15 protein-coding genes are annotated in these 12,229 nt (G+C 65.5%); 4 read left to right on the forward strand and 11 right to left on the reverse strand.

Annotation, left to right across the window (positions count from 1 at the left end; all coding sequences use genetic code 11):
- Positions 1-292 precede the first annotated feature (292 nt).
- A complete protein-coding gene (locus tag BDOA9_RS10140; protein WP_025033826.1) occupies positions 293-1,132 on the forward strand; it encodes a class I SAM-dependent methyltransferase in 840 nt (279 codons plus the stop codon).
- Between the two features lie 48 nt (positions 1,133-1,180).
- On the opposite strand, the gene BDOA9_RS10145 is transcribed toward BDOA9_RS10140, so the two are convergent.
- The 7 genes from BDOA9_RS10145 to uvrC form a co-directional block, all read right to left on the reverse strand.
- Positions 1,181-2,311 carry a YihY/virulence factor BrkB family protein gene (locus BDOA9_RS10145; RefSeq protein ID WP_025033827.1) on the reverse strand — a complete coding sequence of 377 codons (1,131 nt, stop codon included), beginning with the start codon at positions 2,309-2,311 and terminating at the stop codon, positions 1,181-1,183.
- The gene (locus BDOA9_RS10150) at positions 2,311-2,895 is read right to left on the reverse strand and encodes a phage holin family protein (protein ID WP_025033828.1); all 585 of its coding nucleotides are present in this window, start codon (positions 2,893-2,895) and stop codon (positions 2,311-2,313) included. The genes BDOA9_RS10145 and BDOA9_RS10150 overlap by 1 nt, the downstream gene beginning before the upstream one ends.
- Positions 2,896-2,986: 91 nt before the next feature.
- Positions 2,987-3,946 (reverse strand): 50S ribosomal protein L3 N(5)-glutamine methyltransferase, encoded by a 960-nt coding sequence (prmB, locus tag BDOA9_RS10155; protein WP_025033829.1) that lies wholly within the window; start codon positions 3,944-3,946, stop codon positions 2,987-2,989.
- A complete protein-coding gene (locus tag BDOA9_RS10160; RefSeq protein WP_025033830.1) occupies positions 3,946-4,413 on the reverse strand; it encodes a molybdenum cofactor biosynthesis protein MoaE in 468 nt (155 codons plus the stop codon). Before BDOA9_RS10160 ends, prmB begins: the two co-directional genes overlap by 1 nt.
- A gap of 4 nt (positions 4,414-4,417) precedes the next feature.
- Positions 4,418-4,669, reverse strand: coding sequence for a molybdopterin converting factor subunit 1 (gene moaD / locus BDOA9_RS10165; RefSeq protein WP_025033831.1), 252 nt, complete (start codon positions 4,667-4,669; stop codon positions 4,418-4,420).
- Complete coding sequence (gene pgsA / locus BDOA9_RS10170; protein ID WP_025033832.1) at positions 4,666-5,283, reverse strand: CDP-diacylglycerol--glycerol-3-phosphate 3-phosphatidyltransferase; 618 nt, start codon at positions 5,281-5,283, stop codon at positions 4,666-4,668. Before pgsA ends, moaD begins: the two co-directional genes overlap by 4 nt.
- 97 nt (positions 5,284-5,380) lie before the next feature.
- Positions 5,381-7,438: an excinuclease ABC subunit UvrC gene (gene uvrC / locus BDOA9_RS10175; protein WP_025033833.1), complete on the reverse strand. Its 2,058-nt coding sequence runs from the start codon at positions 7,436-7,438 to the stop codon at positions 5,381-5,383.
- Between the two features lie 248 nt (positions 7,439-7,686).
- Here uvrC and BDOA9_RS10180 point away from each other — a divergent pair, with 248 nt between their 5' ends.
- Positions 7,687-8,310: an outer membrane protein gene (locus BDOA9_RS10180; protein WP_025033834.1), complete on the forward strand. Its 624-nt coding sequence runs from the start codon at positions 7,687-7,689 to the stop codon at positions 8,308-8,310.
- Between the two features lie 71 nt (positions 8,311-8,381).
- Here the strand turns inward: BDOA9_RS10180 and BDOA9_RS10185 are convergent, their stop codons facing one another.
- The 4 genes from BDOA9_RS10185 to BDOA9_RS10200 all read right to left on the reverse strand — a co-directional run bounded on the left by BDOA9_RS10185 (position 8,382) and on the right by BDOA9_RS10200 (position 11,170).
- Positions 8,382-8,597 (reverse strand): cold-shock protein, encoded by a 216-nt coding sequence (locus tag BDOA9_RS10185; RefSeq protein WP_008544396.1) that lies wholly within the window; start codon positions 8,595-8,597, stop codon positions 8,382-8,384.
- Between the two features lie 278 nt (positions 8,598-8,875).
- On the reverse strand, positions 8,876-9,736 hold the full coding sequence (locus BDOA9_RS10190) for a 23S rRNA (adenine(2030)-N(6))-methyltransferase RlmJ (RefSeq protein WP_025033835.1): 861 nt from the start codon (positions 9,734-9,736) through the stop codon (positions 8,876-8,878).
- A 162-nt stretch (positions 9,737-9,898) separates the two neighbouring features.
- A complete protein-coding gene (locus BDOA9_RS10195; RefSeq protein ID WP_025033836.1) occupies positions 9,899-10,591 on the reverse strand; it encodes a ribonuclease T2 family protein in 693 nt (230 codons plus the stop codon).
- A 117-nt stretch (positions 10,592-10,708) separates the two neighbouring features.
- On the reverse strand, positions 10,709-11,170 hold the full coding sequence (locus BDOA9_RS10200; protein ID WP_025033837.1) for a hypothetical protein: 462 nt from the start codon (positions 11,168-11,170) through the stop codon (positions 10,709-10,711).
- Positions 11,171-11,353: 183 nt separating this feature from the next.
- Between BDOA9_RS10200 and BDOA9_RS10205 the strand changes: the two genes are divergently transcribed.
- Together BDOA9_RS10205 and BDOA9_RS10210 are read left to right on the forward strand one after the other, a co-directional pair.
- The gene (locus BDOA9_RS10205; RefSeq protein WP_025033838.1) at positions 11,354-11,653 is read left to right on the forward strand and encodes a hypothetical protein; all 300 of its coding nucleotides are present in this window, start codon (positions 11,354-11,356) and stop codon (positions 11,651-11,653) included.
- 45 nt (positions 11,654-11,698) lie between these two features.
- A complete protein-coding gene (locus tag BDOA9_RS10210) occupies positions 11,699-12,229 on the forward strand; it encodes a DUF3617 domain-containing protein (RefSeq protein ID WP_025033839.1) in 531 nt (176 codons plus the stop codon).

A 12,229-nucleotide genomic window follows, 5' to 3' on the forward strand; every position in this document is an offset into this window, starting at 1 on the left:
GCCGACTGCCTCACCCGGGAAAACACGGGTCGCGCTCGCCCCCGTCACGCCTCATGCTCCCCAAGCATGGATGAGCCTAACATCATTGTTGATTCGAGGGGATAGTGGCTGTTTCGCAGCCCGGCCGGTCCGCCGCCGAAGGCTTTCCAGGCACCGGCTGCGAAACCTCGCACCGCCTCCGCGGCTCCGATGCGGAAATCAAGACGCTCTCAGCGGAAAATCATGCCGCCCTCAAGGCCAGAGGGCCGCATGCGTCCTATCGTCCCGGCGTTTTCAACCGCAGGAGATTGCCATGTCGACATCCGCCGCGCTCAAGCCAGTCGCCCCCCAACCCGATCTCGCCGCCGTCAAGCAGCGCCAGCAAGGCGCATGGTCGTCGGGCGACTATGCCGTGGTCGGCACCACCTTGCAGATCGTGGGCGAACAGCTCTGCGAGGCCATCGACTTGCGCGCCGGCAGCAAGGTGCTGGACGTCGCGGCCGGCAACGGCAATGCGACGCTGGCGGCGGCGCGGCGCTGGTGTGACGTCACATCCACCGACTACGTGCCGGCGCTGCTCAAGCGCGGGCGCGAGCGCGCCATGGCCGAGCACCTCACCGTCGAGTTCCGCGAGGCCGATGCCGAAGCGCTGCCGTTTGCGGACGCCAGCTTCGACGTCGTGCTCTCCACTTTCGGCGTGATGTTCACACCGGACCAGGACAAGGCGGCTTCCGAGCTCGCGCGGGTCTGCAGGTCCGGCGGCAAGATCGGCCTTGCCAACTGGACGCCGCAAGGCTTCATCGGCCAGCTGTTCAAGACCATCGGCAAGCATTTGCCGCCGCCGGCGGGCGTGAAATCGCCCGCGATGTGGGGCACGACGGCACGGCTCGAGGAGATGTTCGGCGGCGTGGCCGCGGAGATTGCCGCCGAGCCGCGCATGTTCGTGTTCCGCTATCGCTCGCCGGACCACTGGCTCGACATCTTCAAGACCTTCTACGGGCCCACGCTGAAGGCGTTCGCCGCGCTCGACGCGAGCGGCCAGGCCTCGCTGACGCGCGATCTCCTGGCGCTGCTCCAGGAGTTCAACCACGCCGATGACGGCACGATCGTGGTGCACAGCGAATATCTGGAAACCGTGATCACCAAGCGCTGATAGCGCCTGAGATGCGGTCAGGCCGGCCTCCGGCCTGGCTGCATCGGGTCAGAATGGCGCGGTGGCGCCCACGGTGTCGGCGGAGACGGCGTCCCGGGTGCCGAGCGGCTTCGGGGCCCCCTCGGTGGTGTCCTTCAGCGTCTGCCGTTCGATCTCCGAATTCAGCTCGGCGCCGAACATGATGACGATTGCCGACATCCACATCCACATCATCAGGCCGATCGCCGCGCCCAGCGAGCCGTAGGTCGCGTTGTAATTGGCGAATTCCGAGAGATACCAGGACAGCAGGGCCGAGCCTGCGATCCAGAGGATCGCGGCCGTCACGGCGCCGAGGCTCAGCCATTGCCAGCGCGGCGCGTCACGGCTGGGGGCGAAGCGATAGAGGATGGCGAGTGCGACCAGCAGGACGACGAACAGCAGCGGCCATCGTGCCAGCGCCACGATCAGCTTGTTCTCGGGCGCCAGGCCGAGATGATTGAGCGCAAGCGGGAAGGCGACGACGGCTCCCACCATCAACAGCAGCGCCACGATGCCGCCGACGGTGAAGGCCAGCGAGACCATGTTCAGCCGGATGAAGCTGCGCTTCTCGCGTTCCTCATAGGCGACGTTGAGGGCGTCGAAGATCGCCTTGACGCCGGCATTGGCGCTCCAGATCGCAAGCAGCAGGCCGACCAGGAAGGTGACACCGAGCGTCGCATTGCCGTTCGACACCACGCGCGCGACCTGGTCTTCCACGATCTGGAACGAGCCCTCGGGCAGCATGGTCGCAAGCGTCTGGAGGTTGGCGCTGATCGTCGCGGGGTCGGCGAACAGGGCGTAAGAGGAGACGAGCGCGGTGACTGCCGGGAAGAGCGCGAGCAGCCCGAAGAAGACGACGCCGCCCGCCGTCGCGAGCAGACGATCCTCGTCGATGCGCTGATAGGTCCGCCAGAAAATGTCCTTCCAGCCCGCCCAGGGGATCTCGAAAGGGCTTTTCGCGCGGCGGCCGCGGCCCGGCTGCATCGCCGCACCGGCCGGGTGCGTTTCCGGGGAATTCGCTTCGCCCTTGCGGTGATGTTGCGGAGGCCCCGGCCTCGCCAGGCCGGAATCCTGAAAGTAGCGCTCCGCGGTCAGCACGAACACGGCCGTCGCCGCGACCAGCAGCCAGGAATCGATCTGCTCGGAGCGCCGCGCCAGCATCACGCCTCCAGACTGCGCCTGTTGCGTCGCCGCCGCGCGGCCGTCAGCCCGACCAGGCCGACCGCCGCGAGCATCAGGCCGAGCTGCACGGGACGGTTGGCGCGGGCCGGCCAGATCTTGATGCCGCCGCGCACGCCCGGTGCGAGCGGCGCAAGGGGGATCGTGGTCGCGACCTCCTTCACCGCCTCCTTGACCGTTCCACGCGGGATCCGGGGCGTGGCGATCGCCACGCGCAGACGGCTCGCGAGCGGCACGACCGGCTTGGCCTTGCGCTTCATCTGCGCCATGGCCACGCCGGCACAGACCGCGGCCAGCACCAGCAGCACGGCGGCGACCGCGCCAAATCCCCAGAATTGCCCGTAGGTGATCCCGACCCAGCGGTACAAGGCGATCAGTCCGACGAAAAATGTCGCGACGACGAACAGGCCGGCGACCGCGAACAGCCCGCCGGCCACGGCGTAGGACGTCACCTTGCCCGTTGCCTGGCTGGTCTGGTCACGCAGATAGGATTGAGCAGCGCGTTTGACGTGATTGAGCTTGAGCGCCATCCCGGCGCGCAGCAATTCGCCCGATGGCGCGAGCATGCGGACATCCTCCAAGGACTAGAAAATTCGTCGGGGGATGAACGTGGCGTTATTTGACTTGTTCCGACGGAGCGTGATCGGCCGCGATGAATCAGCCGAGATCGGCGGCTGCGATCCAGAACACCTCGCCCTCGGAATCTTCGGTGTCGAGCCAGAGCAGCGGCAGTTCCGGAAAGGCCTCGTCGACCAGCTCGCGGCCGCGGCCGATCTCGCAGATCAGCCCGCCATCCGCCGTCAGGTGATCGGGTGCATCGCGCAGGATCCGGCGCACCACGTCGAGACCGTCGGCGCCGCCATCGAAGGCGAGCTTCGGCTCGGCCCGGCACTCCGGCGGCAATGCCGCCATGCCCTCGGCGTCGACGTAAGGCGGATTGGTGATGATCAGGTCGTACCTTTTGCCGCCGAGCGGGGCGAACAGGTCGCCGTGATAGAGGCTGATGCGCTCCTCGAGCCCGTATTCGTCGACATTGCGCGCAGCGACCTCGAGCGCGCCCTTGGAGATGTCGACGGCGTCGACGGTGGCGTTCGGGAAGTGATGCGCGGCGAGGATCGCAAGGCATCCCGAGCCCGTGCAGAGATCGAGCACGCGCTCGACCGCCGTCGGGTCGTCGATCAGCGATCCGGCCTCGCCGCCGGCGCCGAAATGCGACTCCAGGAGCTCGCCGATGAAGGAGCGCGGAACGATGACGCGCTCGTCGACATAGAAGGGCAGGCCGCGCATGTAGATCTTGTTGACGAGATAGGCGGCCGGTTTGCGCGTCGTGACGCGCTGATGGATGAGATCGAGGAGGGTCTTGCCTTCCGCGGTCGTGACGCGCGCGTTGGCAAAGATCTCGAACTGGTCGGGGTTGAGATGCAGCGCCTCGCAGACCAGGAACGCGGCTTCCGCGACGGGATCGGTCGTACCATGGGCAAAGGCGAGCTTCGCCTCGACGAAGCGGCTCACAGCATAGCGGACGAAGTCGAGCAGCGTGACAAGCTCGCCAGGCCCGACCTTCGCGAGGTCAGGCGCGGCGCGGCCGCGCCCGGTCGTTTTCGCAGGTTTCGCCATCAGGATTTGGTCCAGCGTGCGGCGGCTGCGTCGTCGCGGGCATGGGCTTCGACCCAGCCGGTGCCGGTGGCGCTCTCTTCCTTCTTCCAGAACGGCGCGCTGGTCTTGAGATAGTCCATCAGGAACTCGGCGGCCTGGAACGCCGCCTGTCGGTGTTGCGAGGCGGTCACCACCAGCACGATGTTCTGGCCCGGCATGAAGCGGCCGACGCGGTGGATTACCGTGATGCCGTTGAGCGGCCAGCGCGAGACGGCCTCGTCGGCGTGACGCCTGATCTCTTCCTCCGCCATGCCGGGATAATGTTCGAGCGTCAGCGCGGCAACCTTCGCGCTGTCATCGTCGGCGCGGCAGATGCCGGAAAATGTCACCACAGCGCCGATATCGGTCCGGCTGTTCGTCAGCACCGAGATCTCGCGCGCGATGTCGAAATCGTCTTCCTGGATACGGACGGTGACGGGGCAGGTCATGAGCCTAGCCGCCGGTCATGGGCGGGAAGAACGCGATCTCCTGGGCGCCTGCGATGGCCGCGTCCTGCTTGACGTGAGCGCGGTCGATCGCGGCGCGGATCACCTTCGGCTTCTCGAACGCATGCGCATAAGCCTCGTTTTGGCCGGAGAGCCAGGCGATCAGCTCCTCGACGGTTCGCACGCTCGCGGGGGGCTCGATCGTCTCTTCGGCCTTGCCGACGCGCTCGCGCACCCAGGCGAAATACTTCACCTTCATCCCTCGTCCTCCTTGATGAGGTGATGGATGCCGGCGCGGAAATAGTCGTAGCCGGTGTAGATGGTCACGATCGCCGAGGCCCACAGCAGCGCGAGGCCAATCATCGAGACGACGGGCACCACTTCGTCGCCGGCAGGTCCCGCGAGCAAAAAGCCGATCGCGACCAGCTGGACCGTGGTCTTCCACTTCGCGAGCTTGGTCACGGGCACGCTGACGCGGAGCGCGGCGAGATATTCGCGCAGGCCCGAGACCAGAATCTCGCGGCACAGGATCACGATGGCGGCCCACAGCGACCAGCCGTGGATGATGCCGTCCGCGGCCAGCATCAAGAGGCACGATGCGACCAGCAGCTTGTCGGCGATCGGGTCGAGCATCCGGCCGAACGCCGATTGCTGATTCCAGATCCGCGCGTAGTAGCCGTCAAGGTAATCGGTCACCGCGGCGCCGATGAAGATGGCGACCGCGACCCAGCGCAGCCAGAGCGGCTGATCCAGAATCGACTGTGCATAGATACATCCGACCACGACCGGGATCGCGGCGATCCGGCCATAGGTCAGGATGTTGGGGAGGGACATCGCGCGGCTGGTGGTCCCTCGTGTCGTGGCGATGTTCATCCGTCCTACCAATACCGCTCGAGCCTGAAGGTCAACCGTTCCGCACCCCAAATGAGGTGCGGACGCGACGTTCATATGACTGCGGTCCCCCTTTAGTTCACCCCGGCTGGGGATGGAAATACTCGAAAATCCTGCGCGCGCTCTCGGCGCTGACCCCCGGAACCTTGCCGAGATCGGCGATCGAGGCCCGTTCGATCTCTTTCAGGGTCCCGAAATGGTGCAGCAAGGCACGTTTGCGTGACGGGCCGATGCCCGGAATTTCCTGCAAGCCGGCCTCGCGGATGTCCTTCTTGCGCAGCTTGCGGTGCGAGCCGATGACGAAGCGGTGGGCTTCGTCGCGCAGGCGCTGAATGAAATAGAGCACGGGATCGCGCGGCTCCAGCTTGATCGCCTCGCGCTCCGGCATGAACAGGGTCTCGCGGCCGGCATCCCGGTCCGGTCCCTTGGCGACCGACATCAGCGACACCTGGGTCAGGCCGAGATTGGCGAAGATCTCGCGCACGGCGTTGAGCTGGCCGCGGCCGCCGTCGATGATCACGAGGTCGGGCCATTGCGGGAAATCGTCGTCCTTGGCCTTGCTGGCGGCGTCCTCGGGCGGATTGATCAGGCGCTTGAAGCGGCGCTCCAGCACTTCGCGCATCATGGCGAAGTCGTCGCCGGGCGTGATCCCTTCCGACTTGATGTTGAACTTGCGGTACTGGTTCTTCACGAAGCCATCGGGGCCGGCGACGATCATGGCGCCGACCGCATTGGTGCCCTGGATGTGGCTGTTGTCGTAGACCTCGATGCGCTTGGGCACGTGCGGCAGGTTCAGCGTCGTGGCCATGGCCTCGAGCAGCCGGCTTTGCGTCGCGGTGTCCGCGAGCTTGCGGCCGAGCGCTTCCCGCGCATTGGTCAGCGCGTGGAGGACCAGCTCCTTCTTCTCGCCGCGCTTGGGCGCGGTGACCTCGACCTTGTGGCCGGCCTTGATCGACAGCGCGTTGGCGAGCAGCTCGCTCTCCTCGATCTCGTGCGAGAGCAGGATGTTCCTCGGCGGCGGCTTGTCATCGTAGAACTGGGCCAGGAAGGACCCCAGCACCTCCTCCGGCGTAAAGCTCTTCTCCGCGCGCGGAAAATAGGCACGGTTGCCCCAGTTCTGTCCGGTGCGGAAGAAGAACACCTCGACGCAGGAGAAGCCGCCCTCCTGGTGGATCGCGAACACGTCGGCTTCCTCGACCGTGCGCGGATTGATGCCCTGCTGCGACTGGATCGCCGACAGCGCGGCGAGGCGGTCGCGGTAGAGTGCGGCGCGCTCGAATTCGAGCTCGTTCGAGGCCTTCTCCATCTCGCCGGCGAGCTCCTGCTTCACCGCATGGCTCTTGCCGGAGAGGAAGTCGCTCGCCTCGCGCACCAGCGTCGAATAGCCGCCGAAATCGATCTCGCGGGTGCAGGGGCCGGCGCAGCGGCGGATCTGGTGGAGCAGGCAGGGCCGGGTGCGGCTCTCGAAGAAGGAATCGGTGCAAGAGCGGATCAGGAACGCGCGCTGCAGCGCCGTGATGGTGCGGTTGACCGCGCCGGCGGAGGCGAACGGGCCGAAATAGCGCCCGGACCGGGTCTGCGCACCGCGATGCTTGAGGATCTGCGGCGCCCAATGGTCGCCGGTGATCAGGATGTAGGGAAACGACTTGTCGTCGCGCAGCTGCACGTTGAAGCGCGGCCGCAGCTGCTTGATGAGGTTGGCCTCCAGCAGCAGCGCCTCGGTCTCGGTCGTGGTCGAGACGATCTCCACGGTGACGGTGGCCGCGATCATGCGCAGGATGCGGGCCGGCAGCGGTGCACTCTGGCGCGCATAGCTGGACAGGCGCTTTTTGACGTTCTTGGCCTTGCCGACATAGAGCACGTCGGCGTTCGCATTGAGCATGCGATAGACGCCGGGCGAGGTGGGCGCGAGGCGCACGGCGCGCTCGATCGCCTCGTGGCCGGTCGCGAGCGGGCCTTCGCCGATGGCGCCGCTCTCTTCCAGGATGTCCGGCAGCAGGGCATCGTCCTCGTCATCGCCCGCTGCTAGCGCGGGATCGACGTCCGGCGCGGCCAGCCGCTCGGGCGGCGCCTCGCTCGCAGCAGCCGGCGACTTGCGCGCGCGGTCGTCCGGATTGTCGGGGGAATCGTGAACCATGGGGCGAATTTAGGCGCTGGGGGTGCCGATTTGAAGTTCCGGCCGTGCGGCACGCACAGATGGCGGCCGGTTCCCGGGTAACGCTTCCTTAAGTCTGTTAAGCGGGCGGTAACCCGACTTAACAGCCCTTTAACTTAAAACTCTCGATAAATCCTACGCGAAAAGGTCTTGGTTCCGTGACCATTCGGTTTTGCTCGCGCGGCGGCGCGGGCATCGCTCGGGTTGCGACAGTTGCGTTGGAGTGAGTGATGAAGAGGCTCGTTGTGGGCGCAGCCGCGTTGGTTGCAGCCGGCTGGACAGCTTCGGCACAGGCCGCCGATCTCAATTACGGGCAGCGCGCGCCCTATACCGTCAATCAGCCGCTCAACGCCTATAGCTGGGCAGGTCCCTATCTCGGCGGCAACATCGGCTATGAATGGGGCTCGGTCGACAACAATCCCACCAAGCCGTCCGGCTTCGTCGGCGGTGTGCAGGCCGGCTACAATTTCCAGAACGGTCCGTGGGTGTTCGGCGTCGAGGGCGACATCCAGGCCGCCGGCGCCGACGATACCTTTGCGCCGTGGAAATTCTCCAATCCATGGTTCGGCACCCTGCGCGGCCGCGCCGGCTATTCGTTCAGCAACGTGCTGTTCTACGGCACCGCCGGTCTCGCCTTCGGCGAGCTGCGGGCGCAGACTTTCGGCTGGTCGGAGTCGCACACCACTGCGGGCTGGACCATCGGTGCCGGCGCGGAAGTCGGCCTCGCGCCGAACTGGAGCGCCAAGCTCGAATATCTCTACATCGATCTGTCGACCAGCCAGTTCGCAATTACGGGCGTGTCAAACGGCTATAGCGCCAGCGTTGTCCGCGCAGGCGTGAACTATCGCTTCTGAGATCCAAAGAAGAAAATACCGGACCAGCCTCCCGGCCGCTCGCGGCCGGGAATTTTTTTGCGCCAGGCTCGCTAGGAGAGGATCACCAGATTGACCGCCTTCGGTCCCTTCCCCTTCTTGTCCGGTTCGACTTCGAAAGTAATACGCTGTCCTTCGGCAAGGTCCTTCAGTCCCGCCCGCTCCACGGCGGTGATGTGAACGAAGACATCGCGACCGCCGTCGTCAGGCTTGATGAAACCGTAGCCGCGCTCGCCGTTGAAGAACTTGACCGTTCCCGTCATGGCCATCGGGAAACTCCCCCTCATTGCTCCTCCGTCGCGACGCAGACTCACGTCGCGACATGACCGGGCCTTACGGAGCCCGGGAGCTGGCCATCCTTGGACGGACCTGATCGGTCCGGCGGGATCTTTCTTAGGGCCTTCACTCCGCCGCAACCATTCGCGGAAGCGGAACGCAAAGCCAGTCACAGAAATAGCATAATACGGTTCTCTGCAGATTGACTACCGGTCCTGCATATTTTTCCCAAGAATGCCGGAGTGTTACGGCTTGGCTTCAAGGCTTGGCCTTAAGGCTTGGGCACCTCCAGTCGGAATCTGGCAGCCCCGCCCTGGCCGAGTGGTATTTCCAGCTCCGGCAGAATGGTCTTGAGCTCGCCGTGCAGCGTGTAGGGCGGATTGACGATCAGGAGCCCGGTGGAAGTGAGGGCGGCGCTGTCGGCTTGCGGCGCGACGCTGAATTCGAGGCGCAGGCATTTTCCGGGCGGCTTTGCTGCAGCTGCGAGCCGCGCCACGGCTTGCGCCAGTGTGTCGGTGGCCCGCCGGTTCTTGGCGGGATACCAGATTACGTAGATACCGGTCGGCCATTTCGTGAAGGCCGCCGAGAAGGCTTCGCCGAGCCGCTCGAACTCGTCCTTGGCCTCGAAGGGCGGATCGATCAGCACGAGGCCGCGCCGCTCCTTCGGCGGCACGAAGGCCGGCAGCGCCACCCAGCCATCGAGATCGACCACCCGGGCCTGCTCGTCGCGACGCAGCGCGTCGATCAGCGCTTTCCGTGCCTTCGGCTCGAGCTCGCAGGCGACGAGCCGGTCCTGCGGCCTGAGCAGGCCGCGCGCGATCAACGGCGAGCCTGGATAGGCCTTCAGCTCGCCCTTCGGATTGAAGGCGCGGACGATGTCGAGATAGGGCTTCGTCAGCGCCGCGCTCTCGTTCGACAGGCGCGCCTGCAGCAGCCGCGCAATGCCGGTCAGCCATTCGCCGCCGCGGCGCGCCTCGTCGCTGTCGAGATCGTAGAGCCCCGCACCGGCATGGGTGTCGATGACGCGGAACGCGGCCGGCTTGTCCTGCAGATAGGTGAGGATGCGCGCCAGCACGATGTGCTTGATGACATCGGTGAAGCTGCCGGCGTGGAAGGCGTGACGGTAGTTCATGGCGGAGAGTTACGACATCGCGCGATGAAAGCAACTCCCGTCATTCCGGGGCGGTTCGTCAGCACCGAACCCGGAATCCATCTGTCAGCAGTGTCTGTGGCGAGATGGATTCTCGGATGCGCAATTGTGTATCATAGTTCGCGCGCCTCGCAATGACGGAGCCTACCCGCCCCTGATCGGCGGCATCGTCACCTGGTCGCGGCGGCAGGCGCGGCGCTCGATCTCGTCGCAGGCGCGGAATTGCAGGTCCTTGCTGAGGCAGATGCGGACCTCGGACAGCCGTGTCCGGTTGCAGGTGACCGAGACGGCGGCATTGTTGAGACCCGGATTGGCCTTGATGAAGGCCTCCTCGACCTCCGCCGGCGCGACGGTCTTGGCCTGCGACAGATCGAGATATTCGGCCGGGATCTTGATCGCGGCGCGCGCCTTGCGGATCGTCTCGAAATAGCCGCGGCCCTCGAGGCCGGAACAGGTGCCGTGCTTGTCCCACTCGTTGAAGATCAGGCCCGGCGCCGGCATCAAATCGAGCATCGAGGAGACGATGTTGCGGTTCAGCCGCGGCGCCGGCCGCTGGCAATATTCCGGAAAGCCGTTTTCATATTGCGGCCACAGCCCATGCACCACGAAGGCGTAGGGCCGTCCGCCGCATTGCATCTGGGAGCGGCCGCCGCGTTCGGCGGCTTCCTCGCAGAACGAGGGCGACCACGACAGCGACAGCACATAGAAATCGAACTCGCCGGGTGCGTTCTGCCGCTTGTCCTGCGCCTTCGCAGCGCCGGCGAGGCCGGCCAACCCCGCAGCGAGGATCAGCGAGATCATCAGGCGGGACAACGAACGCAATCTGGAGTGAAACATGGCGATGCCCCTCAACTAGACTGTGCGCACAGCCTAGCAGGCGATGGGAACATTTCAAGAACAAAATTTGGGGCAGCGGTCGGCAGCGGCTGATCAGCCCGAATCAGCGGCTTCAGGTCAGGGCTTGGCGGCGCGGCAGGCCGGATTGTAGGCCCAGTTGCGGTCGACGCCGACCACGCACCACTCGACGCCGTTGCCATAGCCGGCGAAGCCGCCATCCTCAATGAGCGAGAAATGCACCTTGCGCACCTTGCCGTCGGTAAGCATGGCGTCAGCGGTGCAGTAGCGGCGAGGGATGTTGTCGGACTGCCAGGGACGGAAAGCGACCTCGCGAACGGCGGAAAAACCGGTGATCTTCAACGAGGAATTCCAGAACGTGCTTTCTTTTTCCCAGAACTGAGTCGCGATCGTCGGCAGCGCCCTGTCGCAATCGGCCACGGCACCGTCATAGCGCGGCCCGCTCAGCCAGAAGTTCAGCTCCAGCGGATTGGCGGCCCTGGCCTCGCCGAGCGACAGCGCTCCGAACATGAGGCCGAGCACGGCGGCAAAGCGGAGCGATTTCAGGGAGGGGGCGCGCATGGTCAATCCGGACATCCAAGTCTTGCGAAGGCCGGACGGTGCCGCGAAGGCCGGGGGAGGTCAAGTGCAGCGCGGCAACACTTCGCCAGGAGTTGACTGCAACGCTGCCGCCAGCAGGGCTTCAGTTCTTTTCACGCCGGTCCCGGCACCGTAAACTGCCGCCAGCCAATTGGAGTGACGGTAATGCGAATCATTGCGGCCGCGGGTCTTCTCGCCAGCCTGGTTGTCTCGGGTCTGATGGCGAGCCAGTCGGCGCACGCCGATTACGTGCCGCCGTTCAAGGGCAACGACACCGGCGGCATCATCGCCTATTCGTTGGCGACCCAGGTCGATGCGCGTCAGGTCGCGGTCGATCATTGCGCCCGCTACGGCAAGGTCGCGAAATTCCTGGGTGTGCAGGCCTATGAGGGCGGCTACGTCTCGTTCGCCTGCCGCTGGGTGCCCTATGGCGCCGCCGATCGGCCGATCCGCACGCTCTACTGAGGCGCTGTCGTCGCGCCGCACGTCTCTCAACCGGGAGCCTTCGACATGACGCGCAAACTCGCTTTGCTCGGCTCGACGCTTTGCCTTGCGTTGTCCGCAGGCAGCGCCGGCGCCGACGACCTGCCGGTGCGCAAACCCGGTCTTTGGGAGATGAAGCTGGTCACATCAGGCTCGCCGGTGCCCGAGATGACCATGCAGCACTGCACCGATGAGACCGTCGACAAGGAGATGAGCAACAACGTCTCCCCGATGGCCAAGCAGATCTGCGCCAAGCAGGAGATCAAGAAGACCGCGACCGGCTATGTCAGCGATTCCGAGTGCAGCGTCGCCGGCGTCAGCACGACCTCGCATGCCGAGATCACTGGCGACTTCAACTCGGCCTACACTGTGAAGACGACTTCACACGCAAAAGGCGGCGTCGCCGGTGCGGCCGGGCGCGACAGCACCACGACCTTGCAAGCCAAGTGGCTCGGGGCCTGCAAGCCGGATCAGAAGCCCGGCGACATCGTCATGCCCGGCGGCTTCAAGATGAACACGCGCGACATGGACAAGCTGAAGGCGCTGCTGCCGAAGTAG

Origin of the sequence: Bradyrhizobium sp. DOA9 (assembly GCF_000617845.2) — a bacterium.
Classification (GTDB): domain Bacteria; phylum Pseudomonadota; class Alphaproteobacteria; order Rhizobiales; family Xanthobacteraceae; genus Bradyrhizobium.